At 58.2% G+C, this 25,980-nt stretch carries 23 protein-coding genes; 15 read left to right on the top strand and 8 right to left on the bottom strand.

Annotated features, from left to right (window positions below; translation table 11 throughout):
* Positions 1–228: 228 nt before the first annotated feature.
* The gene (locus U3A55_RS03910) at positions 229–498 is read left to right on the top strand and encodes a transcriptional regulator (protein ID WP_330990185.1); all 270 of its coding nucleotides are present in this window, start codon (positions 229–231) and stop codon (positions 496–498) included.
* A 129-nt stretch (positions 499–627) separates the two neighbouring features.
* Positions 628–1,665 (top strand): hypothetical protein, encoded by a 1,038-nt coding sequence (locus U3A55_RS03915; protein WP_330990186.1) that lies wholly within the window; start codon positions 628–630, stop codon positions 1,663–1,665.
* Between the two features lie 21 nt (positions 1,666–1,686).
* Here the strand turns inward: U3A55_RS03915 and U3A55_RS03920 are convergent, their stop codons facing one another.
* Positions 1,687–2,508: a hypothetical protein gene (locus tag U3A55_RS03920; RefSeq protein WP_330990187.1), complete on the bottom strand. Its 822-nt coding sequence runs from the start codon at positions 2,506–2,508 to the stop codon at positions 1,687–1,689.
* 77 nt (positions 2,509–2,585) lie between these two features.
* Positions 2,586–3,221 (bottom strand): hypothetical protein, encoded by a 636-nt coding sequence (locus tag U3A55_RS03925; protein ID WP_330990188.1) that lies wholly within the window; start codon positions 3,219–3,221, stop codon positions 2,586–2,588.
* Positions 3,222–3,767: 546 nt separating this feature from the next.
* Between U3A55_RS03925 and U3A55_RS03930 the strand changes: the two genes are divergently transcribed.
* Positions 3,768–4,796: a Cdc6/Cdc18 family protein gene (locus tag U3A55_RS03930; RefSeq protein WP_330990189.1), complete on the top strand. Its 1,029-nt coding sequence runs from the start codon at positions 3,768–3,770 to the stop codon at positions 4,794–4,796.
* A gap of 18 nt (positions 4,797–4,814) precedes the next feature.
* On the opposite strand, the gene U3A55_RS03935 is transcribed toward U3A55_RS03930, so the two are convergent.
* Positions 4,815–5,501 (bottom strand): SOS response-associated peptidase, encoded by a 687-nt coding sequence (locus tag U3A55_RS03935; protein WP_330990190.1) that lies wholly within the window; start codon positions 5,499–5,501, stop codon positions 4,815–4,817.
* A 986-nt stretch (positions 5,502–6,487) separates the two neighbouring features.
* Here U3A55_RS03935 and U3A55_RS03940 point away from each other — a divergent pair.
* The 7 genes from U3A55_RS03940 (at position 6,488) to U3A55_RS03970 (ending at position 12,442) form a co-directional block, all read left to right on the top strand.
* A complete protein-coding gene (locus U3A55_RS03940; RefSeq protein ID WP_330990191.1) occupies positions 6,488–7,078 on the top strand; it encodes a hypothetical protein in 591 nt (196 codons plus the stop codon).
* A gap of 2 nt (positions 7,079–7,080) precedes the next feature.
* Entirely contained in the window at positions 7,081–7,554 is a 474-nt protein-coding gene (locus U3A55_RS03945) for a hypothetical protein (RefSeq protein ID WP_330990192.1), read from the top strand.
* 5 nt (positions 7,555–7,559) lie between these two features.
* The gene (locus U3A55_RS03950) at positions 7,560–9,212 is read left to right on the top strand and encodes a ThiF family adenylyltransferase (RefSeq protein ID WP_330990193.1); all 1,653 of its coding nucleotides are present in this window, start codon (positions 7,560–7,562) and stop codon (positions 9,210–9,212) included.
* A gap of 105 nt (positions 9,213–9,317) precedes the next feature.
* The gene (locus U3A55_RS03955; RefSeq protein WP_330990194.1) at positions 9,318–9,569 is read left to right on the top strand and encodes a hypothetical protein; all 252 of its coding nucleotides are present in this window, start codon (positions 9,318–9,320) and stop codon (positions 9,567–9,569) included.
* Between the two features lie 168 nt (positions 9,570–9,737).
* Positions 9,738–10,838: a hypothetical protein gene (locus U3A55_RS03960; protein ID WP_330990195.1), complete on the top strand. Its 1,101-nt coding sequence runs from the start codon at positions 9,738–9,740 to the stop codon at positions 10,836–10,838.
* Between the two features lie 450 nt (positions 10,839–11,288).
* Positions 11,289–12,128 carry a hypothetical protein gene (locus U3A55_RS03965; RefSeq protein WP_330990196.1) on the top strand — a complete coding sequence of 280 codons (840 nt, stop codon included), beginning with the start codon at positions 11,289–11,291 and terminating at the stop codon, positions 12,126–12,128.
* A gap of 2 nt (positions 12,129–12,130) precedes the next feature.
* A complete protein-coding gene (locus U3A55_RS03970; protein ID WP_330990236.1) occupies positions 12,131–12,442 on the top strand; it encodes a hypothetical protein in 312 nt (103 codons plus the stop codon).
* A 191-nt stretch (positions 12,443–12,633) separates the two neighbouring features.
* Here U3A55_RS03970 and U3A55_RS03975 read toward each other — a convergent pair whose 3' ends face one another.
* Positions 12,634–13,692 carry a hypothetical protein gene (locus tag U3A55_RS03975; protein WP_330990197.1) on the bottom strand — a complete coding sequence of 353 codons (1,059 nt, stop codon included), beginning with the start codon at positions 13,690–13,692 and terminating at the stop codon, positions 12,634–12,636.
* A gap of 346 nt (positions 13,693–14,038) precedes the next feature.
* On the opposite strand from U3A55_RS03975, the gene U3A55_RS03980 reads away from it, so the two are divergent.
* Positions 14,039–16,207: a type B DNA-directed DNA polymerase gene (locus U3A55_RS03980; protein ID WP_330990198.1), complete on the top strand. Its 2,169-nt coding sequence runs from the start codon at positions 14,039–14,041 to the stop codon at positions 16,205–16,207.
* A 138-nt stretch (positions 16,208–16,345) separates the two neighbouring features.
* Here the strand turns inward: U3A55_RS03980 and orc4 are convergent, their stop codons facing one another.
* The 3 genes from orc4 to U3A55_RS03995 form a co-directional block, all read right to left on the bottom strand.
* Positions 16,346–17,578, bottom strand: coding sequence for a DNA replication protein Orc4 (gene orc4 / locus U3A55_RS03985; protein WP_254858762.1), 1,233 nt, complete (start codon positions 17,576–17,578; stop codon positions 16,346–16,348).
* A gap of 712 nt (positions 17,579–18,290) precedes the next feature.
* Positions 18,291–18,944, bottom strand: a complete 654-nt coding sequence (locus tag U3A55_RS03990) for an HNH endonuclease (protein ID WP_330990199.1) — start codon at positions 18,942–18,944, stop codon at positions 18,291–18,293.
* A 54-nt stretch (positions 18,945–18,998) separates the two neighbouring features.
* Positions 18,999–19,322 carry a hypothetical protein gene (locus tag U3A55_RS03995; RefSeq protein ID WP_330990200.1) on the bottom strand — a complete coding sequence of 108 codons (324 nt, stop codon included), beginning with the start codon at positions 19,320–19,322 and terminating at the stop codon, positions 18,999–19,001.
* A gap of 138 nt (positions 19,323–19,460) precedes the next feature.
* Here U3A55_RS03995 and U3A55_RS04000 point away from each other — a divergent pair, with 138 nt between their 5' ends.
* The gene (locus U3A55_RS04000; protein ID WP_330990201.1) at positions 19,461–20,387 is read left to right on the top strand and encodes a helix-turn-helix transcriptional regulator; all 927 of its coding nucleotides are present in this window, start codon (positions 19,461–19,463) and stop codon (positions 20,385–20,387) included.
* Between the two features lie 12 nt (positions 20,388–20,399).
* Here the strand turns inward: U3A55_RS04000 and U3A55_RS04005 are convergent, their stop codons facing one another.
* Positions 20,400–21,629 carry an RNA-guided endonuclease InsQ/TnpB family protein gene (locus U3A55_RS04005; RefSeq protein WP_330990202.1) on the bottom strand — a complete coding sequence of 410 codons (1,230 nt, stop codon included), beginning with the start codon at positions 21,627–21,629 and terminating at the stop codon, positions 20,400–20,402.
* A gap of 138 nt (positions 21,630–21,767) precedes the next feature.
* Here U3A55_RS04005 and U3A55_RS04010 point away from each other — a divergent pair, with 138 nt between their 5' ends.
* The 3 genes from U3A55_RS04010 to U3A55_RS04020 all read left to right on the top strand — a co-directional run bounded on the left by U3A55_RS04010 (position 21,768) and on the right by U3A55_RS04020 (position 25,980).
* Entirely contained in the window at positions 21,768–22,571 is an 804-nt protein-coding gene (locus U3A55_RS04010; RefSeq protein WP_330990203.1) for a DUF6036 family nucleotidyltransferase, read from the top strand.
* 190 nt (positions 22,572–22,761) lie between these two features.
* Positions 22,762–25,635: a bacterio-opsin activator domain-containing protein gene (locus tag U3A55_RS04015; RefSeq protein ID WP_330990204.1), complete on the top strand. Its 2,874-nt coding sequence runs from the start codon at positions 22,762–22,764 to the stop codon at positions 25,633–25,635.
* A 201-nt stretch (positions 25,636–25,836) separates the two neighbouring features.
* On the top strand, positions 25,837–25,980 hold the full coding sequence (locus U3A55_RS04020; RefSeq protein ID WP_330990205.1) for a rubrerythrin-like domain-containing protein: 144 nt from the start codon (positions 25,837–25,839) through the stop codon (positions 25,978–25,980).

Here is a 25,980-nt window from a genome sequence, read left to right on the forward strand (position 1 = left end):
ATGCTCTCTCAATTTCTAAGGCGAGGGTGTCTTTCGTCCGGTACGCCTCGGCGTCCATCTTGGTTATAAGCGCGTACACTTCTCTCATAAGTACTTCGCTCCGGTTCTTGACGTTCAGGTAAGAAGTGGGCGTACATAGTACTTACTATAACTGTAAGACTAACGAATATTGTACGTAAACTGTGCGCACTATTTTAACGCGATACCCGGAAGTCGTACCCATAGTTAATGGACTCTATCGACTGGGAGAAGTACGGCTGGGTCAAATCCAGCGATTATCGGCAGAAGCTTCTTTTAGAGCTGGATGACTTCCCTCAGACACCTACCGATCTCAGGGACAAGACCGAGTTCCACCGCAGCCACATCAGTTCCGTTCTCCAAGATCTGGCTGATGAAGACCTGGTTGAATGCTTAAATCCTGACGCGAAGAAGGGTCGGGTCTACGGCTTGACTGACGAAGGTGAACAGATCGTTGAGGCTCTTCGGCAGTCCAGTTAATCCCTGCTTTCCTTTCCCAAACTGTCTTCATCTGTCTCAGAAGTTGTACGTATCTTGTGTCTATCTCTTACTTATTTTCACAGTACTCTGTGGCTAACACTATCCGCCGCAGCCTCTTCGTCTACGAATATGGCAGATGACGCTGAGGAAGTAGACGAACTCACAAGCGAACATATCGATGTTTTAAGGAAACGAGAGCACACGAAGGCCAGCGAAGTCTACCTTGACGTCGAGTTCGAATACCCGGAAGAGGACCATACCTGGGAGGGCTCCGTCCCTGTCTATTATCGGAGGACCGGGGTGTTCGAGGAGCAGCCTGAAGGCATGGCGACAGTCATCGAAGAGGCCTACGATGCCATGCATCCGGAGAAAAAGGAGGAGTGGGAGGAAGAGCAGGAGGACCACTGGAGCAGCTTCCGAGGCAGTGTCACGGACAAGTTCTTTTACGAATTGATGGACTGCGAATGGACCTGTCAGGGCCACGAACTCCCGGACAATCCTAACTGGGCTCGCAGGATCCAGGACATCAAGGAAGACGGGTACACTCTCGCCACTGAACGCCGTCACTGCGATGTCTGCGGGGAAAACAAGACCTTCCTGATCATGACCCGGTTCCCCCGGGGGGGTCCCCGCGGGTATGAGACAATGTCGCCAGAGCTCCGGGACCGTATCATCAAGGTGCTTGGCAATCACGACGTCTACGAGAACAGGACCCGTCGTCAAGGCCTGATCCCGGATCACAAGTTCCCTGAGATCCGGTGGGACGAGACGGTCCGCGAGGACAATCCCGACGATATGCCTGAGGAGAAGATCAGGCAGAAGTTCCAGTTACTGGATAATCAGCGTAACCAGCAGAAGCGTGAGGTATGCCGGAACTGCTTCCAGAACGGGGAACGTGGTACTCCATTCGGCATCGAGTTCTTCTATGAGGGCGGTCCTGAGTGGCCGGATGATGTCCCGAAGACAGGGCCTGAAGCCGAGAAGGGCTGTGTCGGTTGTGGTTGGTATGATATGCAGACGTGGCGTGAGGAGTTGAATGAGCACATTGAGGAGACCCTGGACTTCGAGAGTACTGCTGAGGGTATCGAGGTCTCGACTGTCGACGCTGCCCCTGAAACCGACGGTGGAGAGGAAGAAGGTAGCGGAGCCACACTGGACGACTTCTGAGCGGACGGTTTTTCCACGTTTTCAATCAGCAGTCAGTTCGGCGTCCTCTAACAAGGTTCCCTCCAGATCGACTTCATCATCCTCATATTCGAGGGTTTCCTTGAGATGCTGGTTTAGTTCTGACCTCCATTTATCGAAGTTGTACCAACCGCAACCAACACAGCCTACCTCTGCCTCTTCACCTTCTTCAGGAACATCTTCAGGCCATTCAGGACCACCTCTATACCAGAATTTAATCCCCAGTGGGGCTCCTCTTTCCCCTGTTTCAATACACTGCTCACAGGCACGGGACTTCAGAAGGTTGTGATTCCCTTTACTGTCGTCCTTCAATAACTGGAAGTTGCGTTGAATCTCCTCATCGGAGATGTCTTCTGAAATTGCTTCTTCCTCTTCTCCCCACCGAGACATTGGAACTCTGTGATCAATGATCAGATCATGTTCATCTCTTTCCCGGTTTTCGATAGCGTCCCTGTGTCCGTAGTAATCCAAAATCTTGTTTTTGACGTCTTCTGGCATTTGCGCTGCGGTGACAGCTGTTTTAAATTCCCCAGTCCACCTGTCATGCTTCTTTGTTTCGCCGCAGTCATCGCAGTGCTGATTCTCGGACTCGATTTCAAGGCCTGGCCTGCTCTTTGTTCCACCTTCCAGACCCTGGATTCCACCACCACCCGCTGGCTGGTCGCTATTGATGTGCTCGTATTCATGTCTACAGTGCCAGTTTCGGTCAACTAAGACCTCAAAAGTTTGGAAGATTTTGCTGTCTCGGCTCTGGAACCCGTCATCCATCTCATCTAAGATCTCCTCCTCAGACAGATCTTCGAGTTCCTCCTCGGAATGAAGCATATAAATGAGATGCATAGGAAAGCGATGAAAGCTATACTACAGGATAAGTAATAGATACGTACAAGTTAGGAAAAGTGTTACTCAGACGCTGTTTGATAGTACTCGCAATAATCACTCGCGAAGCACTGTTCGCAGTTGGGAGAGCGAGCAGTACAGATCTTCGCCCCGAAATCCAAGAGAGCCCAACTAAAGTCCTTGAACTCGGTTTCTGGGAGATCGGCTTCAATGAGTTCCCGTAGTTCTTGGTTTCTGTACATCTGGTGACCGGTTCCGAAGTCTCTGCCGAGCAATCGAGAGTAGATTCTCGCCACGTTAGCATCGATAATAGCTTGTTCTCTTCCGTATCCGAAGCAGATAGTGGCGTCAGCAATGTAGGGTCCAACGTGAGGGAGCTCAAGGAGTTCCCCCCTTGTATCTGGGAGTCCTCTGGGGTATTGTTCTGCGATGTCTTTGAAGGCCTTCGCTCTCTTGTTGTGAAGTCCCAGGGGCTGGAGTAGTTCAGCTATCTCCTCTATGTCTGCCTCCCTGAGAGAAGATAGTTCAGGGTACTGTTTGATGAAATCTTTGTAGACCGGTTCCGCCGCTTCTGCTGTGGTTTTCCGGAGCAGCATCTCGGCTACGAAGACTTGGTATGGTGTCAGACTATTTTCACGCCAAGGAAATGATCTCCGGTGTTCTCCATACCATTTGATGAGGTCAGCGGGAAAGCCCATGGTCAATATACATAGTTTGCGTTCGATGAACTTACTTCTGCTCAGTTCTACTTTCTTGTGAGGCGACCTTTTTGCGCCATCCGGTCAACACTCTCTGATAGAAGGGAGTGCTAAGGCCCTCAGTCGCACCCTCCAATCCCCGAACCCCATCCTCTTCCGTTCCCCCTGTTTTCCAAGAGGCTACCCCAGATGTGGCTGCTCAGGAACTGCAACCGCTCGGTGTTGGCTCGTTTTGCAGCGAGGACATTTTCCCGCAAAGTCCACATGCAGTGAGAAACACGGTCAGGCGAGCAGGAGACCCGGACGGAATTCCTGGCTGCACGAGGTCGTATGCCCGGCATGACAAACCAGCTAAACGAGTTGAAGCGTCACGCGCACCGCCCATGGTCCGATTCCGGAGATTCCCGGAAACGCAAGTTTTCCACAAAGAGAATCACGTTACAGCGCAAGTATTGTGGAAGACAATATCGGACTAAGTTGGGTGTTTCCGGAAACAACCCGGTCAGGCTTTTGTAACCTGACCCGAAATCAGTCTGTCAGAGACAGATGATCCGCGATGCTCGCGTTCTTCGCGCCGGGTTCGTTCCTCGGGAAGTTGAGCATCGCGACGCCGAAGTCAACCATCTCTCCAGCGTTCTCGAGCCCATCACGAACGGTGAACCCGCCGACACGGCCATCGTCACTGGACCCAGCGGCGCCGGCAAGACCTGCATCTCGAAGTTCGTCACCGAACGACTCCGGGAAGAGGTCCTCGACGTCGAGGCCACCTACGTCAACTGCTGGCGCAACTACACCCGGTTCCGCACGCTCTACCAGATCCTCGACGACCTCGGCGCCACCATCGACATCCACCGGCAGTCGACACCACACGATGAACTCGTCGACCGCCTCCAGCAACACGACGGCCCGCGAACGGTCATCATCCTTGACGAGGTCGATCAGCTCGAGGACCCCAGCGTCATCTACGACCTCCACAGCCTCCCTCAGTTCGCGATCATCTGCATCGCGAACAAGGAAGAAGAGCTGTTCAGCCGCGTCGACGACCGCCTCGTGAGCCGCCTGCGCTCCAGCGAACACGTCCGGATGGACAAGTACCACGACGAGCAGTTGTACGACATTCTGAGTGCGCGGGCGAAGTGGGGCCTCGACGAGGACGTCATCACCGACGACCAGCTCTATCGTATCGCCGACGCGGCCGCTGGCGACGCCCGCCTCGCAATCGGCATCCTCCGAACGGCCGCCGGCAAGGCAGATCGCGAGAACCACGAACGCATCACCGACGACATTCTCCTGGACGCCGCCGAGGATGCTCGGGCCCAAATCAAGCAGAAGAGCCTCGACTCGCTCACCCCCCATCAGCGGGTTGTCTACGACATCGTTCGCGAGCACGGCCCGGTCGGGCCGAGCGAGATCCACGAGCGCTACTCCGAGGACGTCGATGACCCACGGACGAAGCGGACTATCCGCACGTACCTCTCGAAAATGGAGCAGTACAACCTTCTCGAGGCGGAAGGGACGAGTCGGGACCGAGAATACTCGCTCGTCGATTCAGCAGCTGCGTCGCCGATGCAGTGACCGTAAGCCCGTCAGCTATCAGGAACTGAACTCGCCGAGGCCCGATTGCTCGTGGTCTAGCGGCTCGATGACCTGGGGATCGTCGTTGCCGGGGTTGTTGACCCGCGTCGAAATCTCGTAGGCGTCCAGATCGTCCTTCGGGTACGGCTGGCACAGTCCCTTGCGGGTGTCCGGGTCTGCGGCGAGCCAGTCAGATTCCGCGTCCTGCGGGAGGACGACCGGCATCCGGTCGTGGATTGAGTTCATCAGGTCGTTCGGCTCCGTCGTGAGAATCGTGACGCACGAGATCGTCTCGTCGTCGCCCTCCCAGACATCCCAGAGCCCGGCCATCGCGAATGCGGGGTCGTCCTCCCGGTAAATCCGGTAGGGCTGCTTCGACCCGCCGTTCGGCGATTTCCATTCGTAGAAACCTGACGAGGGGACGAGGCAGGGACGTGATTCCCACGCCCGCTCGAAGACGCGTTTCTCGTCGGCAGTCTCGGAGCGAGCGTTGATGATGCCCTCCTCGGGTTCGTCCACCCAGAACGGAATCAGCCCCCAGTGGTAGGCGTCGATCTCGTCGGGGGCCTCGTTCGTGATGATGTGGAGGTCGGCGCTAGGCGAGATGTTGTATCGGGGTGTGTACCCGCCGTCCGCGACGACCTCGGCATCGAAGCGAGCCTCGAGGTCTGCTTGGTCGATGAAGAGCGAGTTCCGGCCACACATACATCCGGGTCCGACCGGGATAGTCTTCAACGTATCTGGAAACGTGAAGGGCTGGTGCTGTTGCTCCTTCGTTTGATGGTAGATTTGGGGATGATCGGTATGTACATGTCAAATACTACTACCGCAGTTACTTGGCAAGTAAATAACTATTAGATGACGCACGCTTGCAATAAGCGTGCGTACGCGGCGAGGGAGAGTTTTGTCCATGTTCAACAGACTGGGTGCCAGATTCGGTGGGCAGTGGGGGTGGGGTTGATGTCTACAAGTAAGCCACCGTGCATAAACTCTACCACGCCATACGGAACTTTGTAAAATTCCAATTACAGGCCGAACACCCGAACCCGAACCTTTTCATGCCAGGCTAACCCCCTGTCGGTTCCAGTCGAAACCGCAAGATAGCGTAGGGGGACCGTTACCCTTATTAAGGATAGAGCCCAGTGGCCAGATGCCTTCGGAGCGGTGGGATGATTCTTGATTCCCACCTAACCGCCAGACTCAGTAGCTGTGGCCCCGGTTCTACTCAGCGCGCGTCGAACACGAGATCAGCGTGGCGAGAACATAAAAGAGGTTGACCAAGCGGACTGAAAGTAAAAGTGGAGTTCTGACGGCGGACGTTCGACACCGGTTTATAAGTAAGTAATTACTCACTGTTCGACAGTCAGACAGCCTTTTTTACGTCCCTTCCCCTAGGTTTATGTTCAAGTATCCTCTACCCAGAGCCGGGTTGGTTACCCACCGCTCCGAAGGCATCCCCCGCGCCACCGCGACCGACGCGGCAGGGGGACGGCGGGAAACGACCACAACCGTCGTGACGAGCCAGCAGCAACGCGCTGTGCCGGCTATGACTCACTTCGCGTGATCGCCCGCTAGTCGGTCTCGACCGCCGAGCGACCGGACCCCCGGCCTCGCGACGCACGACCGACACAGCAGTGAGTGCAGCATGGCGGTAGGCCAAGCCGCCAGGTCAACGGCGGAAACGACAACAAATGACCGCCAAGCACGACATTTCGGACGAACTCGCAGACCGAATCGAAGAAGCAATCGACGTCACGCGCGACCACCTCGAAGAGGCTCACGAGGAGGCGCCGGAAGCCCTCGACGACGACATCGCCGACCTCGTCTTCGACCTCGACGACATCGACAACGCAGTGGACGACGCGCAGGACGACGAGGGCGACAATCCCCTCGGCATCGTCCCGGCAACACTCGACTACGTGCAGGCCATCGCCGACAACCTCGCGGAGCAGGCGGACATCGACGCCCTCGACGACGTCGAGGATGACTTGGAAGCCGTGGAGGAACTCTTCGACGGCCTGACCATCACGCAGTCACTGTGGTTCGCCACGGTAAACGAGATTCCCACGCTCTTCGACGAGCAGAACGTCGGGCCGAACGCGCTGAAGAAAAAGGGTAACGTCGACGGGAACCCCACCGACTACTCGCTCCACATTCTGCCGACGCCGACGGCGGACCACGACGAGAACATCGGGAAGATTCCCAGCGACGACAACGACCCCGTGGACCTCGAGGAGTACACCCACTTCAGCACCGAGAAGGAACACGGCGGGGTGGTCTAACCGTGGCGAAGGCCAACGACCCCGGCGGCGACCGCGACCTCTCCCAAGACTTCGAGAGGGGTCTCTCCGCACTTCGCGCGGCGGTATCGCAACGAACGCCGCCGCTCGATACGGACATCCGTGTCATCGGCACTGACCGGAACAACGTCGTCGTCCGTCTCGGTGTCTACCCGACGGACAGGTACCCCACGGTGGTATACGCACACGACGAGTACACCGTCTACGTCCGCATTCCGGAAGCGTTCCCGGTCGGTAGCGGCAAGGGGTTCGCCACGGCACCGCCACTCGCGCGTGACGATGGGGCCCTCTCGAACAACTCCGACTGGGATAAACAGTTCAAGCAGACCGTCCAGCGGGAGACGGAGCACAAAGACGTGGAATCGTACTCCTACAACTGGGAGAACGCAGTGATGAATGTCCCCAGTGACATGGAGAAGTTCGTCGACGTCGCGGATGAGTTCCTCAGTCAAGGGTAGCACTCATGGGGCTGTTCAACTCTGACGACCCGAGCGAGGAGACTGCGGGTTTGCCAAACCCGACCGCAGACGTGGACACCGGCCGGGAGCATCACCTGGCGATGACCGCGCCAGACGCGGCCCGCCTTGAACGAATCCTCTCGCCAGACTCCGGGCCGATGGCTGATTGGGGTGAGCGGGGCGCCTTGTGCGTCATCACGGAGTCGACCGGCGCGAATCGCACGACCCTCAACGTGCGGAAAGTCGTGGAACCGTCACCGTCGGACTTCAACCTGAAAGACAAGACATTGGGCGTCGAGCTCGAGTTCGAGCCCGAGTACCGGAAGCGAGCGCGTAAGCACGCGGAGGCACTGGATGTGGATGCTGGCCTCCTGTACGTCCACACCCATCCCAAGGGAGCGTCTGGCCGGTTCTCACAGGGCGACCGTGAACACGACCGTGCGCAACTCTACGAGGAGGTCACTCAGTTCGGGACCGACGACGTCCCGCTGGCGGCGGCCGTGTTCCACGATGGCGACGACCCGCCGACGGTCTGGCGGTACGACTTCCAGCAGGCTCTCACGCCGCGTCAGCGAGAGAGCGAGGAGTTCGGTCCGGAGTCAGTCGAGAGGACCGCCATCACCGCCATCAGGATCGTCGACGCACGCGTGGAGAAGCGGCCAACAACCGATAGCCAGGAAGTCGCTGGCCCTATAGGAGCACAGGGACGGTTAAACGAGGACCAGCAGGACTCCACAATCAAGCTGTGGGGTAAGAAGGGGCAGCGGGACTTGGCCGGCCTCCGGGTTGGCGTCATCGGGAGTGGTGGCGCCGGGTCAATCCTCGCGGAGATGCTTCCCCGACTCGGCATCGGAGAGCTCGTACTGGTCGACTTCGACCGGGTAAAACCGGCGAACGGGAACCGCCACCTCGGTGCGTCACCAAGCGACATCGAGAATCGGCGTGACAAGGTCGCTGTAAGCGCCGAGGTTGCAGAACGGGCCGCCACCTGCCCGGACTTCACGGTCCGGCCAGTCGTCGGAAGCATCTTCGAGACCGGCGCCGACTGGAGCGAGTACCACGCGCTCGACGAGGTCATAGACTGCGACATCATCGTGAACGCGGCGGACCCCCATACGGTTCGCTGCACCCTCGGACGACTCTCGTACGCGCACATGATTCCAGTCTTGGACGCCGGCTCACTCCTCAAGAATGAGGACGGCGTCCTGACCGGGGCCGCACGCGCGACTGCCACGGTGAGCGGTCCTGGTCACCCCTGCCTGGCCTGCGCCGGCCAGTGGAACGACACGGGGTACACCGAAACCCGAACGGGCGAGTCACTGGACGCCGGCTACGCCGACGACGAAGATGGTGACGAGGACGGCGAAGACACGCGGCAACCGTCGATGATGCCGGTCAATATGTTCACGGTGGGGCTGTTGGGCCAGCGGTTCTTGGAGCTCGTTCATGGCCTCGCCCCAGACTTGGCTCGCGGGAAAGCAACAGTCCGACTAGGCTCGTTGACCGTGAACTGGGAGCCAAGAGACAGAACTGGTACCCAATTGCGGACTTGTCGGGACTCGTGTTATCGGCCGAGTCCCGGGGACGGTGACGGCGCAGACCTCAAGCGGGGTCCCGACCAAGAGCTCCGTGATGAGCGACAACCGCCCTCAGAGTAACCAGTCCGCACCTAGTCGTCGACGAGTATACAGTCGCAAGACGATCTCAAGCCTCGCACGAAACGTGCCGTCGCCGACGACGAACGGCCTGGTGCGTTGCTGATTATGAAGCGATTCCAGGCGCTGGTCGTCGGGATGTCGACGTTCGCGGGTCGGCAAACCTACCGGCCGACCAGCGGCAAGATGCAGTGGCTGACGGCGAACGGTGACCGCCGCACGCACTGCAAAGACGACTGCGAGAAGTCGCGGACGGTGGGTTTCGGCGACTACGTCGATCTAGACACGGGCAGGACCACGACCTCCGCGTCCAGAACCCCCACGCCCGCTGAGGAGCGGCCTCTACACGCTGGAGAATAACCCTCTATCGAACACCACCCCGCCTATTGCTGGTGATTTTTGAAGGTAGGATGAGATCTGTTCCGAAATCCTATTCCAAATTTCCCGAAAGCTGAGGGCCCCTTCCAGTATGAGTTACAGCGGAACGCATGGGAAAGAGGGAATACAGTTCAGTATTATCGTCTCACCATGATTGACCGGGATGCTGAGCCGCGTGAGTTGACGCTTTTAGAGGAGTCTGTAGACGAAACCTTCGAGGAATTTGACCTGAAGTCGGAGGAGGACCCTGACCAGTGTGCAATCTGTGGTCAATGGATACGAGACATTGGCGAGCCGGAGCAACTGCTCCCTGTTTCCGTATTCCCGGGTACGGCAGGATTGTTCAAGAATTCTGAAGCAGTAGAGGTCACTGACCAGACTCGTTCGCTACTGGTTCGATTCTGTAACGAACACTGGGCGGCTATCGTAGAGCAAGCTGAGGACCCCGGCAGGCTTCCACTCCAGGCGATTGATGGCGAATACGTCGGTCAAAGGTTGATTCCAGAGAAGAAACGGTTCCCCCGAGATCAGCCGGTATGGCGTGAGACATGGGACCAGAATCGAATTCGGGTGTCTCGTCAGTCTGCGTATTTCGACCCTGAGTATGAGACAGAGGGGGCAAAGAGCGAAGTTGAGGCTGCGCTATTAGTAGCAGCAGTTGACGGCTACGGAATCGAGTATGGACCTGTCGAAACCCTGAAAGAGTCGTTAGTAAAGACGCTACAAGAGTACAGTCTCAATGCACGGCGGCTTCGGCACCCAAGCTTCGATATTGAGATCGAGTTCGACGAATCTAACCAAGAAGTCGTTGGAACCGTGTTCAGAATCCCTGAAGAGACTCAACGGTTCATTTCTAAAATGCTCTCTGAATACGAAGCGACGCCAGAACGACGAGTAACGAACACACAATACCTCAGACTCAGACAGAAGTCCTATTATGAAGCTGTTGCGGATGACGACGATGCAGCCCAATATGTGGGGTTCTATTGGCTCGCAGAACAGGACCAGTGGGTGTGGTATCCGTTCAAATCGGATCACGACACCGGAATTTATAGCGACGACCGAATGCATCTCCCAGTTGACGGCCCGACTGAGAGTGTTCCCGCCCTACCAATCTCGGACTTGTCGGCCGAGACAACCACCCCCGAGATGTATGAACAGCGATTGCAGGACCGATGGGAGAGAATCGAGCAAAACCGACCCCTTCTCGGTCGACTCAAAGATAGCTTGCTTAGAAAAACACGCAAATGAATAGGTACAGTAGTTTCCAATATGGTTTCTTGATCGGGGTTTCGGTGGTCGACGTGGGTTCGTGGATAGCTCATAGAGCACTTCTTCCAACGTGGCGTTGAGCATTAACATACCGAGCAGTCAGGCTAGAGACTGCAGCTGGGTAGGTTTAACCAACACACCGCCGTCAATACGGCCGGGTGTTGGTTAACACGAAGTCACTCGATTCAGGAACTATTCTCGGAAACAGGATCAAAACAGAGACTACTGGGGACTGTACCGGGATTGGAGGAGACCAAGTCGAGTTCCCTGAAACGCGGAAGCGACACGCCGCGGCTTATCGGGAACGTAGACAACTAATCGAGTATGGGAAAACACTCAACGTCGAACCGATTGGCGGTGGACCAGCCGACACGGGGCGCTGACCGCAATCGGTCCCTTGCTGACCAGGCCGATCCGACTACGGACGAGATGTTGTTGCCGTCACTCGGCGACGGCATCACGCTGCTCGACGTCGAGGGAGGCCGCGGCGTCCCGATCCTGCAGTCGCTCGTACTCGACCATCTCCTCCTGCACGACGGGCCCGCCTTCTGGATCGACACAAATGGTCACGCGACGACGACGACACTCGCTCAGATCGCGCCCAGTCAGCGGTTGCTCAACCGAATCCACGTGGCACGCGGATTCACCGCCTACCAGCACTACGGCGCCGTCTGTGATCTCCCGACGGCAGTGAACAAGTCGATCCAGACATCCACCGCCGACGCTCGGGTAGCCGGTCGAGGGGCACCAGGTCGTGATGAGGACACGTCGCCACACACACCCGCCCTCATCGTCGCGCCGGCCGTCGACGCCCAGTACCGCGCCGACGATACCCTTGGCGAGACTCACGCGAAAACCCTCCAGGCTCGAACTCTCGCCCGGTTGGCGACCTACGCCGAGGGGTACGACATCCCGGTGCTCGTTACGCGAAACGAACGAAACGAATTCACCGAGCCGGTCGCGACGGTCGCCGACCACCACCTGGAGTGTGAACAGACGCGGATGGGGCCACGGGTCGTCGGCCAGGACTTCGAGACGCTCGTCTATCCCGTCGACGACGGCGCGTACTACCAGACGGCGTTCGCGTACTGGCGGCAGCTGCTCGCGGCACGCGCCACGCAGGTCGGCGTGGAACCGACGACGCCGGCGCCGTCGACGCCGACCCCGGAGGGCGTCGGGACGGGCGTCACAGCTGACGGGGAGACGGTGGCGGCCACCGCGGACCCCTTGCTCGATACGTGGACGGCGAGCGGTACAGGAGGCCGATAGCGATGGGGCGCACGAACCCGACGTACCGGGACGCGCTCCGGGCCATCGAAGAGCGCTGGGCGGAGTTCCGGCGGGCACTGCGGCGTCGCGACCAGCCGAGATTCGACCGGCTGTTCGAGTACGCCCGCGAGCACGCCGACGCGAGCGGGCTGTTGAACCACCAGAACCCGCTGCTGCCGGCGCTGCTCAGCATCGATATCGAACAAGAGGTCCGCCTAGATGACCACGAGGAACGTCTTGAGAAGCTTGAAGCCGCGGTCGATAAGAGCGGAGAGGACCACGAGAGGCTGTCTCGCTGCGACGATCACGAATAGGAAGGGCAATAACGATACTTAAACTCCCACTTCATGGTACAGTCATTCGATCTCGTCAAGTGAGAGCTATATCTCCACGATTCCAGAGTTTTGCTAAGACTGGATCATTAGATTGAGAGTCGGAATTTCTACTCATAGACATTGAGCGTCCTATTTGAAGAAACACGTCACAACCGATGTTCGTACTGAAATCACCAGCTAACACTGGCTGTAAGATTCCACGTACTGTTTCGGTTGAAAAGGGGCTTGATGTATGTCGCGGATAATCCCTTGAACTCATACTCCCGGTCCTCAGACAGTCCGTGGTTGTGAGTGAGATCACAGTACAACTCGTCGTAATTTGCTAACACCTCAATATGGTGTTCTGCTTCTGATTTGGACCGATCAGGTCCGCTAAGTTCCGATTTGAGATGAGAAAGGAGATCATCGTTATTCTGTAATGGATTCTCGATGATTAGCCCGTTAACGCTTGGGTCGTCGTAGTTCTCCTCTTCCGTGGTGATTTGTTCGGTAACAACTGGTGTGCTACCTTCTGGTGCGTTGAATCCGGTTCGCGGAAGATCGAACGCCGTGGCATTGAATAGTTCATTAAAGCCAAAAGCGCGAGCCAGACGTTGATAGAGTGCTCCAGTGACGGGAACGCCTTCTGTGATGAACCGGAGTTCGACATTCGAAAGTACTTGTTTGTCACGGGATGATCGGGGAATCTCTGCCCTGATAAGCAAGTACTCATCTTCGTAGGCGAGGTTGGCAATATAGATGAGGTGTCCATTCTTGTACGTTGGAATTTCCTCATCAGCGAACCTGGCGTGGGCTTCTCTAACGGCCGTGACAAGGTTAGCAGGTCCCCGACCGACGAGTGCCCCACCCAGCTGATGAACGGTGAACCAAGACGTGCTGAGTCTTCCTACGTTGTGGAGTCTTGCCAATCGGTCTGTGAACTCATCGACATCCATATCATCCATCCGTGTTCGGATTTCCATTGAGTTCTCACCGAGGTGGAAAAACGGATGGAACGTCACTGAGTCATTAATGTCCGGTGAGTCCGTTCCTTGCGTTCGAATAAGTCGTGGCCCAAAATCGTTGTAACCGGGACTTGGAAGAGTAACCTCTCCCCGCTGTTCGGGAAGATCGCGGACTCCATTCTCAAGGGTTTCAATATACGCTTCCTCGATTGTTTGGTCGGTCTGCTCTGCGTGCTCCTTGATTCTCCCATGGATGGACCACGGAATGTCAACATTCGGCCTCATATATCAATACCATACTCCAGATACTAAATAAGTCTTTGGTCCGTGTATACTCAGAGTATGGTTTATCGGATAGAGATGACGGCCAAAGGCTCTGTTGGCATATAAATGAGATATACGAGGATCAAATCCGGTGATTAACCAACAAATGTCGCCAGCATCCGGATCTGTTGGTTAATACTTGGCTGTGTTCCCGGAAATCACCCCGGAAAAGAAAGTGTACGCGCCAAACAAGACAAGATCGGATATTAGAGACGTTTTGTACCTATTCGGTTGAAACTCGGAAACGACACGCCTTAGCTTATTAGAAACGCAATCGACCAAATCGGCAGAGGCAAAATATCCAAAGATGCCGTTCAGTATCGACTTTCTAGACGACGGCCGCGTCCTGGAGTGGGAGGCAACTGCCGACGGCGCCGTCGCAACCGAGCGCGGTGACTACACCCCACGCTTCTACGTCGCCCCTCGGGACCCTGATGCCGACCTCGATCTCACGACACTCCAGTCGGTGTACGACCAGCACCCGGACGTCGTCGCGACCGAGATGGTTGCGCGACGCCCCAGCTTTCGACGAGACGAGGAGGCCGTTCTCGCAGTCGACGTTGCCCACATCGATCGCGTCACTCCACTCGCCCGGCAAGCGCGCCAGCTGTCGGCCTATCCAGTCGGGGATCTCGCCTGTTTCAACGTGGACTTTTCGCGAGAGTTCCGGTACTGTCTGGAGACCGGCGCCGATCCGACGCCGGCGAGCGAGCTGTCGACGCTCCGGCTCAGTGTTCCGGTGACCGAAACGAGCAACGATGTCTACGAGAAACTGTCCGTCGCCCGCGACGCCGTCACCGGCTCGCCGACGGATATTCTGACCGCCGTCCAAGGGGCACTCGAAGCGCACGATCCGGACGTCCTGGTCTGCTCAACCAGCGAGATCGTCCCGACCCTGTACGAGATGGCGACGGACGCCGGCGTCGACGACTTCTCTCTGAGTCGGTGGCCGGACATCGACTACCAGCAGCTCGCGAGCCGGTCGACGTACTCGAGCTACGGCCGCGTCGGCCACTCGCCGGCGCGGTACAACGTGCCCGGCCGGGCGATTATCGACGAGTCGAACACGTTCTTCTACGGGGAGACGAACCTCGACGGCGTCCTCGACCTCGTGTCGCGCTCAAAGAAGCCCGTCCAGGAGCTCGCGTGGGCGTCGATCGGGAACGTGCTGACGGCGATCCAGATCTGCGAGGCCCACGACCGCGGTGTCCTCGTCCCGTGGAACTCCTGGCGCCACGAGTTCTACAAGCCGATGAGGACGCTCCACGACGCCGACCGCGGCGGCTTCATCTTCGCACCCGAGGTCGGCCTCCACGAGAACGTCCACGAACTCGACTTCTCGAGTCTCTATCCGAACATCATCTGTACCCGGAACGTCTCGCCGGACGTCATCCGGTGTAGCTGCCACCGCGACCGCGACGACGTCCCCGGCCTCGAGTACTCGATCTGCGAGGACCGGGGCTACCTCGTCGACGTGCTACAGCCGATCATCGACGCTCGCGACGAGATCAAGGCGGCCATCCGTCGCGAGAAGGAACGGGACGATCCCGATGAGGACCGTCTGGCGGAACTCGAGGGACGGTCGGGAGCGTTGAAGTGGATCCTCGTCGCCTGCTTCGGCTATCAGGGGTTCAGCAACGCGAAGTTCGGCCGCATCGAGTGCCACGAGGCGATCAACGCGTTCGCTCGTGAAATTCTGCTGACGGCGAAACAGCGACTGGAAGCTGGCGGCTGGCGGGTCGTCCACGGCATCGTCGACTCCATCTGGGTGACGCCGGACCCTGACGTCGACGACGAGGACCGCGAGGACCTCGAGACGCTCGCGACGGCAATCACGGAAGAGGTCGAGATTCGGCTCGAACACGAAGCTCAGTACGACTGGGTGGCGTTCGTCCCGCAGCGCGAGAGCGACGCCGGCGCGCTGACGAAGTACTTCGGGAAGGTCGCCGGTGACGACGACTTCAAGATCAGAGGTATCGAAGCCCGGCAGCGCTCAACCCCGCCGTTCATCGAGGACGTCCAGCGGGACTGTCTCGACCAGCTCGATGCCACGCGGTCACCGGACGCGGTACTCCGACGGCTCGAACGAGCAATCGGCGAACTACAGGCGGGCAACGTAGAAGTAGAGCGGCTCGTTGAGCGGAACCGTGTCTCCAAGCCGCTGGAAAGCTACTCACAGAATACCCAGAACGTGGCCGCCTTGAAGCGAGCCCGCGAGCAGGACCTGGCAGTTCATCCGGGCCAGGATATCGAGTACGTGGTCGTCGACGACGAGAAATCCTCGCGAGACCGGGTCGCCCTCGCCCACGAAGCGATCGAGACCTACGACGCCTCGTACTACGAGACGCAGCTGGTCAGAGCCGTCGAGAGCGTGCTTTCACCCCTCGGGTGGGACCGATCCGACATTCGCCGAGAGCTCTCCGGTGAGAGGGATGCCGTTTTGAGTTCGTTCGGAGCCTCCAACGAACTGTCGTAGTGGACCCACCCCTGGTTTCCGTCGTTTCGATCCAACCCCACGTTTCCGACGTAATTTTCGACCCCCCTCGTTTCCGTCGTTTCCTCACGCCCCACCCCGGATTTCCGTCGTCCGCACCCACTCAGTAGTAGGGGGTCACTACTCGCGAGTCCAGTCCTGCATCCGGCTGTCCTCGAGGATCGTCTCGCGTACGACCTGGGGATCTTCGATGAGTCGGTTCTGGAGGTGGATGCCGCCCGCACTCCCCTTGTTGATCTTCTCGATTTCGACAACCCCGAGGAAGGCTTGCTCTTTCAGGATGTCGCGGAACCGGCGGACGGAGAGGATATCCATATCGAGATGGTTGCAGATGCGTTCGTACTGGTCGTACACCCGACTCGTGAGGAACGCATCGTCGTTGCTGTTGACACTCAGCTCCGTGAGCGCCAGCAACGCCGCCTTCGCCTGCGTGGGTGCGCCGTTCACGAGTTCTCTGAACCGGTCCTTTTCGGCGTGCTGCTGTGCCTGGCGGACGTGTTCCTCCGTCACCTGCTCTGCTCCGGCCTCGTAGGCGACCTCCCCGGCGTGGCGAAGAATGTCAATCGCCTTCCGAGCGTCGCCGTGTTCCTGCGCTGCGAAGGCCGCCGAGAGCGGAATCACGTCCTCGGAAAGGACGCCGTCCTGGAAGGCGTCCTCACGGTTGAACATAATCTCCCGGAGCTGGTTGGCGTCGTATGGCTTGAAGAACAGCTCCTTGTGCTGGAAGCTGCTTTTCACGCGCTCGTTCACGTTGTCGACGTACTGGATCTTGTTGCTGATCGCGATGACGCCGACGCTACAGTCGATTTTCCCCGCCTCCTCAGCGCGCGAGAGCTTCATCAGCACGCTGTCGTCGTTCATCAGATCGATCTCGTCGAGGATGATGATCACAGAATCGAATTGAGCGTCGAGCGTCTTCCAGAGGAGTTTGTAGTATTTCGACGTACTGAGGCCGGTATGTGGGACGGAGATTCCAGTCGAAGATTCATCGTTCAGCTTCGCGGCCAGTGAGGAGATTGCTTGGGTTTCGGTATTGTCTTCAGCACAGTCGATATACGCGGTTCCAATCTCGACGCCATCCTGAGCGGCATTCTTAGCTCGTTGGCAGACGTGTTTTGAAACGAGAGATTTACCGGTCCCAGTTTTCCCATAGATCATCACGTTTTCCGGGGAGTACCCGTGGACAGCACCGTTGAGACGTTTCGCGAGCTTCGAGATTTCCTCGTCGCGACCGACGATCCGGTCAGCCTCCGGCACGTGGCCGATTTTCAGGAGATCCTTGTTCGCGAAGATGCGATGCCCGGATTCAAAGAGTGGATCGTCGACAGAACTGGGTGAAGAGTCGGGCGTCATTGAATATCACACGGTGTGAGCGGGGGGAGTATAAATCTAGTGGAGAACGCCACCCCGCGTTTCCGACGTTACTTGTACGATATCAGCGGGAAAATGCCGTAATTCGGTGGAATTGGATTGCTGACAATATAGCCCCGTTTCCGACGTGAGAGAGGAAACCCGTAGACGGAAGCGTCGCCTCGATGTCGAATCCCGAACCCACACACCCCACGTTTCCGTCGTAATCACCGAACAGGTGGGGAGGGGACTTGAAGAAGACATCTACGACGAGATACCAAAGACGAGAGCGGCCTAGCCGTCCAATACTGGCCGTCTACAGAAGCAGCTGGAAAGGATCGTTTCATCTGAGGGGGCGAAGTACTTCGCCCCCTCTTTGGTTGAAGTACACTTAATGAGCGTTTCTCAGCTATACCACTTTAATCTATGTGTTGCAGAAGTTAGTTCATCTCTAGATTCGTTCTAGGTCAACAGAATTAGTGGCTGTATTGCACTATCGTAGCCTCTCCCTACGCCGTCGTGGAGAAACGACGGAAACGCGGGGGGTGTGGTCCCTTCGAAATCAGCGTCACCCCCTCCACCAACATCCAGTTACGACGGAAACGTGGGGTGGGTGTCCTCCATCATCGAGTTTTACTCGTCCGGGTTGATCGGCCATCCATACTCTGCGACATCTCGTCGAGTTCGGTCCTGAGCAAGGTATCTTCCTCCGGACCTATTCTAAGAGCAATTTCGGACGAAGCGGGACGCCTTCCCATCTGGTGTGACAAGGCTCACAGAGCGAGACTAGATTCGATGGATCGTGAGCAGCTTCGACCTCATCCTCATCGAACTCCGCGAACGGCCGAATATGATGTACTCGCGGCGTATATCCGAGTTCGTTTTCGCTACGGCCACACCCCTGGCAGGTTCGATTATCTCGCTCTAAGACCTGTTCACGCCGCTCCTTCCATAGCGGTCCATAGTTCGGGGTTGATACCCAATCGTAGGTAGCTGTCTCCTCCTGCCATTCCCACTGACAGTCTCGACTGCAGAAATGGCGATCAGCTGATTCGATATCGTACTGAATCCGCCCGATTGTCTCACCGCAGTTTGTACATTCTGTCTGTGGACGATTTTCTATCTGCCATCGTCCCCTACACTCGTTGCTACAGAACTGGTTTGTCTGATCGTCTTTGAGATTCCACTCGTATCGTTTGAAATCCGTCCCACAGTAGTCGCATTGGAGGGTGACTCTGTTGTCCTTTTGTTCAGACCGCCAATTCCCCTGACAAGTCTTATCGCAGAAGTGGTGCTCTGCACGCTCCACTACCGACGGAGATCTTGAGATTGTCTCACCACAGAAATCACACTCAACTTCGATGGGCATGGGTCGGCCTTTCGCCGCCCATTAGCAACCGGCATCACTGATGAATGTCCGGGGCTATTCGTCCGGGTTGACCGGCCCTTTATATTTGGACTTCACTGAATCGCCCTCCCGCCACTGCCAGTAGTAGTAGCGATTGTCGTTGATTTCCTTGATCGTGATCGTCGCTTTGGCAGGGAGGTCGTCCGGAAGATCGTCTGGTCGCTCTTCGACCTCGTCTTGACCTGCCGACTCCTCGAGACGGGCCTCTCGTTCCTTGTGCTCGGCGAGCGCCTCAGCGTACGTCGCAACGTCTCGGAGCTGCTCCGGGTCCGACTCGTTGAGCGTGTTGACGATCTCCGTCGGGAGGTTCGCCGGTGGGGTCGGGGGTTCGTAGGACATCGGCTACTCTCGTGTTAACCAACACGGCCCACGAATCCATAGTTTTGTTGGTTAAGACGATGGAGACGACTCTTGTGCCTGCTGACTGTAACACTACTCGAAACTTCTTTATATACAAGTTTCGTACTATGTTACACCGTGCTCCGGCGTATCGAACTCGAGGTCCTCGCCACGGTCGACCGCGGCGACACGATCTCCGAACTCGCGACGAAGCTCAACCACAGCGAGAGCTACCTCTCTCGTGCCGTCGCCGACCTCGTCGAAAAGGGACTCGTCTACACGGAACGCGACGGGCGGCGAAAACGAGTCGTTCCGTCGGATGCTCGCGCCGTCGAACTCTACCGGGACCTCGTCCGCCAGCACTCCCATATCGACTTCCCCGAACTGCTGACGGGCAAGGCACTCGAAGTGCTGTACTACCTCGACCAGCCGCGAACCGTCTCCGAAATCGCTGACCGGAGCGACAACTACCGCAACACGGTTAACCGCGTCCTGAAGCGGTTTCGTGACCGTGGTCTCGTCGGGACGGCCGACGGCCACTACGAGTTCAACGCCGACTTCGACCGCCTCCACGAGTTCGCCCGTGAACTCGCACACCAGCTGCATCGCCAGCGCCTCGAAGCCGTCGCCCCGAAGGGGACGATTCTCTGGGAGGACTACGACGAATTCCTCGCCCAGGCTGAGACGGAGATCGACGCAGAGGGGTTCCACGAAACCGGCCTCGCTCGATTCGCGGCCTTCGACCTCCAGTTCCTGCTCACCGGCCACCGCTACTACGTCTACTCCGAAGACCTCGACGCAGTCTCGCCGGCGGAGCTCTGCTGTCACACGCTACTGATCGACGACGGCAGCCGCCACCGCTCATACTGTCTCCTCCTGCTCAGCCACGTCGACGTCGACGAGGCGGTCCTCCGAGAGCAGGCGGCGAAGTATGATCTCGAAGACGAAATCGACGCCCTGCTCCGCTACCTCGAGACGCACGGCGAGGTCGACAACGAGCGACTCCCGGAGTGGGATGAGTTCCAGGAGCTGGCGGCTGAGTACGAGGTGCCACTACCACAGTAAGCTCACTACGGTCTAGGTGCCGTGGTGTTCACCGTGGACTCCCGCTCTGGCCGAATCCGGCAGGAGCTTGACCCCGTTCGCGTTCAGCATCCCGGTGTTCAAGCGCACGCCTACGGGTGCGCCTCCCTCGCCCCCAGTTTGGTTGCGAAGGAGTCGATAGCCGATGTTCTTCGCTGCGTTGTAGTCCGCGTGGTTCTCGTACCCACAGGACTGACAGCAGAACGTGTCCTGCGACGGGCGGTTTTCCGTATGGGTGAAGCCACAAGATGAACACCGTCGGGATGTGTTCTTCGGGTTCACTTGTTCAACCTGGATCCCGCGTACCTCCGCCCTGTACGAGACGTAGTCGTACAGACGACGGAACGCCCACTCGTGGAACTTACGGGCGTCGGGCATCCGATCGCGGATATCCGTCAAGTTCTCGAAGGCGATCACCGTGCAGCCATTTTCAGCTGCCTCGTCTACGAGTTCGTTCGCGACACCGTGAAGATACTGCTCGAAGCGTCCCGTTTCCTTGCGCCCGACTGCTTGGACGTTCTCGTAGGCCCACCGCGACCCACACTCTTGGAGCGATTTGCGGCGCTGAACGTACTCCTGTCGCCAGTGGTTGAGTTCGTCGGCAGACCAGAACACGCCAGTCGAAGTAACGGCGATGTTCTCGACCCCGAGGTCCACACCAAGAACCGTTCCGTTCTCGGCTGGAACGGGGTCGTCCACATCCGCCTTTGTTCGGACGTGGAGGTAGAAATCGCCACGGCGATAATGGAGTGTCGCACCAGTAGTCTCCCACTTGTTGCTCTGCAGATATTCGGAGAAGGGCGTTTCACGGGTTACCTCGGGAATGACGTACTCGACAGTGACGCGTCCCTCGACGGTAGATAATGAGGCGTGATCGTCGTGGAATGTGGCGTTCCGCTGGTTATATTCCACGAACGGCGAGGTGAACGTGGGCAACGAAGCGTACTCACCCTTCGACCACTTCGCGACCACACTTTCGAGTGCGTCAACGGCACGGTCGCGAGCCGACTGAACGTGATTGCTGTGAAGCCGTGTCTGCTCGCGTAGTTCGTCGTAAGTCAGTTCGTGCAGGACTGACTTGCGAGTTTTGGCCCATTCGCCGTCCCACGCAGCATCTACGACATAGTTGGCGGCCCACTGAAACTCGTCGATGGTCTCGTGAAGCAGGTCCGCCTGCTCTTCGGTCACATCGAGTTTGACCGGAACAGTGCGGTGGACCTCCATATACATCACAAAACAACCTGTGATTAAAAGTATTAATAAGGAATAGTAGAGAGTCAACCCTGCTATGGACTGTGAGACGGCTCACGAGTGTCGGTTTTATCCCACACCCGTAGTCTCGGTTACTCCTATTGATCTACTATGAGACCAACATTCGGCCGCGAGTACATCGAGAACGAATTCCAGCGAATCGGGGACGGGTTATCTGAACCGCTCACAGTCTACCTGATCGGTGGTGGCGCGATGTCGCTGCGCGACCTCAAGGGGGCGACGAAAGATATCGACCTGGTCGTCCCGGATGGCGACGCGTACGGCCAGCTGTGGGCCGTCCTGATGGACCTCGGGTATGCAGAGGTCCAGTCGCTGGATCCAGATTACCGGGCGCTTGGCGCGACGAGCTGCGTCGAGAACGACGATGGGTGCCGCCTCGACATCTTCAACCAGCAGGTCGCGAACAAGCTCGTGCTCACCGACGGGATGCAAGAGCGCAGCGAGCCGTTCCTCGACACGGATCGACTGACGGTCCGGCTGGTCAGCAACGAGGATATCTTCCTGTTCAAGGCAATCGCAGGCCGCGATGACGACATCGAGGACATGAATATGCTCGTGCAGGCCGGCCTCGAATACGACGTCGTCCGGGATGAACTCGAAACCCAGATCGAACGCCTGGAGGATGATCAGTTCGCCACGTTCGCGAACGAGGCCCTGGTCGAACTCGAGGAGCGGTACGGAGTGACCACGCCGATCGAGGACCGCGTTCAGGAACTGACGAACAGGTACTACCGGGGGCTCGAAGTCCTCCAAGCACTCGACGAGCCGATGACCGTCGACGAACTGGCCGCCGAACTGGAGATGGATGACGAGGAGGTTCACGACCGGATTGCGTATCTCTCAACGTTCGATCGGGTCCGTCGAGAGGACGCGACAATCTGGCCGTTAGAGTAGACAATCGCAATCATTGCTCGCTGCTCAGTTATTCAGTGGAATCCCATGCTGATTGGACTATAAGGTCCTTATCACAATCTGGTTTAATAGTAAACAACAGGGGTCTTGGCCCTCTAGTGGGTAGTCAATGATATGACCAGCGGACGCCGTGTACCCGCCGAATTCGTGACTGGTGTATCCCACCCCTCATATGACTTCCACATCTAAGACCATTCTCGACGCGTCAACCATCGTCGTTGTCGGCGACACGGAGTGGACTGAAGCGTATACTGTTGCACTTCGAGAGCAGTTCGACGTGACGGCCCAGACGGCCTTAACAGTAGAAGCGGCGAGAGAAACGCTCCAGCACACTGCAGTTGATTGTGTCGTCACCGACTACAGACTCCCCGAACAGACCGGCGTCGATCTCGTTCGACATATCCGCGAGACGACGATAACGCTTCCAATTATCTTGGGGACTGCCGACGGAAGTGAAACAATCGCCAGTGAGGCTATCGAAGCCGGCGTTACGGACTACATCGCTGTTACCGATCCACTCGAGGAAACCGTCGATGACGCACTTCGGCGAACCGGACAGGCACTCCGTGACGCACAGCGAACGGACACCCAGCGCGAGCGAGCTCGCCAGTTCGACGCCACATTCCATGACACCAGATCGGCAACGTGGGTACTCGATCCCGACGGGACACTCACGCGCGTCAACCAAGCAGCCCGCGACATGATCGACGCGGACGCCGACGCAGTCGTCGGCGACCCGTTCTGGACGCTCCCCTGGTGGCCTGACGACACGCAGACCAGCGACGACGTCCGCCAACTCGTCGAGACGGCGCGACAGGGCGCGTTCGGACACGTTGTCGTCACTGAGGACGGCGTGACCGGCGAGCGTGTACTCGAGCTCTCCGTCCAGCCAGTCACGAACGAGCGCGGTGAGCCCGTTTCCATCATCGCCGATAGCGTCGACATTACCGACCGCGTCGATCTCGAGCGCGAACTCCGACAGTCGGAGGAACTGCACCGCGTCACGCTCAATAACATGACGGATACCGTCCTGATGACCGATGAGGACGGCGAGTACACGTACGTCTGCCCGAACGTCCACTTTATCTTCGGGTACACTGCCGACGAGATCCGTGACCTGGGCACGATTGACAACCTCCTCGGTGAGGACCTCTTCGACCGCGAGGAACTCGCCGCCGAAGGTGTCCTGAAGAACATCGAGACGACAGCGACGGACAAGGCCGGCCGCGAACACACCCTACTGGTGAACGTCCGCGAGGTCGACATTCAGGACGGGACGGTCCTCTATAGCTGCCGGGACATCACGAAGCGCAAGCAGCGCGAGCAGGCCCTGGCGACGCTCCAGGAGACCGCTCGGGACTTCCTATACGCCGAGACCCACCAAGAGATCGCCCAGCACATTGTCGACGACACGCCCGACGTACTCGGGCTCGATGCCAGTGCCGTCTACCTCTTCGATGCTAACGACAACACCCTTCAGCCAGCCTCACACTCGCAGGCGTTACGGGACGCACACGGGCCGCTTCCGGACGTCCACGCCGATGGACGCGACCTCGTCAGCCACAGTTTCGTCGAAAACGAGGCCCTGTTCTTCGATGATGTACACGACGCGGACGGTCTCGCTAATCCTGCCACCGATATTCGGAGTGCCGCGTACATCCCGCTCGGGAATCACGGGGTGTTTATCGCCGGGGCGACTGCTGTTGGAGCCTTCGATGACGTAACCCGGGAACTCGCTGATCTGCTTGCCGCAACCGCGGAAGCGGCACTCGATCGCGTCAGCCGGGAATCCCAGCTCCGCGAGCAGGACCGCGAGTTGCAGCGACAGAACGACCAGCTCAGTACGCTCAACCGCATCAACGAGACGATCCGTGAGATCGATCAAGCGCTCGTGGCAGCTGAGACCCGCGAGGAGATCGACCACACGGTCTGTGAACGACTCACCGCTGATGATCGGTTCCGGTTCGCGTGGATCGGCACACGCGACGACTCAGGGGAGGTAGTGACACCCCGGGCGTGGGCCGGGGCCGGTCAGGGGTACCTCGATACGCAATCCTTCCCAGTGTCCGAAGAGAACGTGGAGCCGGCTGGCCGGACTGCGGACACGGGCGAGGTCATTCACGTCTCGAACGTGGCGGCCGACCTCCGGGCGTCTCCGTGGCGGTCGGACGCCATTTCGCGTGACCTCCTCTCGGTGTTGAGCGTCCCACTGGTGTACAACGGCCTCTCGTACGGGGTCCTGACCGTGTACGCGGAGACGCCTGAGGCCTTCGACGAGACGGTCCAAACGGTGCTCACGGAGCTGGGTGAGACGATTGCTGCCGCGATCAGCGCGAGCGAGCGCAAGCAGGCGTTGCTCACTACGTCGATGACGCGGGTCGAGTACGCTATCGATGAATCTTCGTTCGTGCTCACACAGCTGGCGGCCGCTGCTGAGTGCACGCTGACCTACGAGGGTGGCGTCCAGCAGACCGCCAGCGGCAGCAACGTGTTCGTCACCGTCGATGATGCGCCCCTCGATACCGTCGTGGACGCAACAGACAGCCTCACGGTCGTTGAGGATGTCCAGCGGATTCGGGGTGGTGATTCCGGCGGTGTGTTGCGTCTTCGACTGTCTGAGCCGTTTCTCGCGACGGAACTAGCTGACCACGGCGCCGTCCTCCGGAGTGCGACAGCGACCGGCGGAGACACGACGGTCGTCGTCGACCTGCCCTCGAGCGTCGAGGTCAGGCACGCCACGAAGCTCCTCGCCGACAAGTTCAACACCGTCAATCTCGTGTCGAAGCAAACCCGCGAGCAGTCCTCCGAACACGGGTTCTACGCGTCCGTCCTCGATCGCCTGACGGACAGACAGCTCGAAGTTCTGGAGACGGCCTACTACAGCGGGTTCTTCGAATCACCGCGGAAAGCGACTGGCGAAGCCGTCGCGGACTCTCTGGATATCTCGCCGCAGGCGTTCTACCAGCACATCAGAACCGCCCAACGGAAACTGTTCGGCACACTCGTCGACGACCACACGCCGGTGGCCACTCAACACGCTGACTGACTTCGCCCCCGAACATGGTAAATGGATTGTAGGCGAGAGGGAGTGGAGACGAGCATTACTGTCGGTACCTCGTCGTGGGTTGGATAGTAAACCACGTCGTTCGATATCGGGTTCGGAGTTCAACTACCGAATATTCCCTTATATCCTCAATATGGGGAGGTAGAGTACCCCGCGCAACTCAGCTGGGACTTTCAATTAGCAATGAGAGACGTCGACCAGACCCCGACCGAGGAATCGCCATACGAGTGTTTCGAGTGCGGAAATGTCGTGTTCGCAGAGGACAATCCCGGGCTGTGCTCGGACTGTGGTGGAGAGATGCGGAACCGACGGACGCCGATCGAATAA

It is taken from the genome of Salarchaeum sp. III, assembly GCF_036418315.1.
In the GTDB taxonomy this organism is placed as follows: domain Archaea; phylum Halobacteriota; class Halobacteria; order Halobacteriales; family Halobacteriaceae; genus Salarchaeum.

Coding starts and splice junctions, on each gene's coding strand:
- U3A55_RS04015 (WP_330990204.1), top strand. CDS start 22,762: ATGACTTCCACATCTAAGACCATTCTCGACGCGTCAACCATCGTCGTT.
- U3A55_RS03990 (WP_330990199.1), bottom strand. CDS start 18,944: ATGCCCATCGAAGTTGAGTGTGATTTCTGTGGTGAGACAATCTCAAGA.
- U3A55_RS03915 (WP_330990186.1), top strand. CDS start 628: ATGGCAGATGACGCTGAGGAAGTAGACGAACTCACAAGCGAACATATC.
- U3A55_RS03925 (WP_330990188.1), bottom strand. CDS start 3,221: ATGGGCTTTCCCGCTGACCTCATCAAATGGTATGGAGAACACCGGAGA.
- U3A55_RS04010 (WP_330990203.1), top strand. CDS start 21,768: ATGAGACCAACATTCGGCCGCGAGTACATCGAGAACGAATTCCAGCGA.
- U3A55_RS03930 (WP_330990189.1), top strand. CDS start 3,768: ATGATCCGCGATGCTCGCGTTCTTCGCGCCGGGTTCGTTCCTCGGGAA.
- U3A55_RS03910 (WP_330990185.1), top strand. CDS start 229: ATGGACTCTATCGACTGGGAGAAGTACGGCTGGGTCAAATCCAGCGAT.
- U3A55_RS04005 (WP_330990202.1), bottom strand. CDS start 21,629: ATGGAGGTCCACCGCACTGTTCCGGTCAAACTCGATGTGACCGAAGAG.
- U3A55_RS03995 (WP_330990200.1), bottom strand. CDS start 19,322: ATGTCCTACGAACCCCCGACCCCACCGGCGAACCTCCCGACGGAGATC.
- U3A55_RS03935 (WP_330990190.1), bottom strand. CDS start 5,501: ATGTGTGGCCGGAACTCGCTCTTCATCGACCAAGCAGACCTCGAGGCT.
- U3A55_RS03955 (WP_330990194.1), top strand. CDS start 9,318: ATGAAGCGATTCCAGGCGCTGGTCGTCGGGATGTCGACGTTCGCGGGT.
- U3A55_RS03970 (WP_330990236.1), top strand. CDS start 12,131: ATGGGGCGCACGAACCCGACGTACCGGGACGCGCTCCGGGCCATCGAA.
- U3A55_RS03950 (WP_330990193.1), top strand. CDS start 7,560: ATGGGGCTGTTCAACTCTGACGACCCGAGCGAGGAGACTGCGGGTTTG.
- U3A55_RS03965 (WP_330990196.1), top strand. CDS start 11,289: ATGTTGTTGCCGTCACTCGGCGACGGCATCACGCTGCTCGACGTCGAG.
- U3A55_RS03980 (WP_330990198.1), top strand. CDS start 14,039: ATGCCGTTCAGTATCGACTTTCTAGACGACGGCCGCGTCCTGGAGTGG.
- U3A55_RS03975 (WP_330990197.1), bottom strand. CDS start 13,692: ATGAGGCCGAATGTTGACATTCCGTGGTCCATCCATGGGAGAATCAAG.
- U3A55_RS03940 (WP_330990191.1), top strand. CDS start 6,488: ATGACCGCCAAGCACGACATTTCGGACGAACTCGCAGACCGAATCGAA.
- orc4 (WP_254858762.1), bottom strand. CDS start 17,578: ATGACGCCCGACTCTTCACCCAGTTCTGTCGACGATCCACTCTTTGAA.
- U3A55_RS03960 (WP_330990195.1), top strand. CDS start 9,738: ATGATTGACCGGGATGCTGAGCCGCGTGAGTTGACGCTTTTAGAGGAG.
- U3A55_RS03920 (WP_330990187.1), bottom strand. CDS start 2,508: ATGCTTCATTCCGAGGAGGAACTCGAAGATCTGTCTGAGGAGGAGATC.
- U3A55_RS04020 (WP_330990205.1), top strand. CDS start 25,837: ATGAGAGACGTCGACCAGACCCCGACCGAGGAATCGCCATACGAGTGT.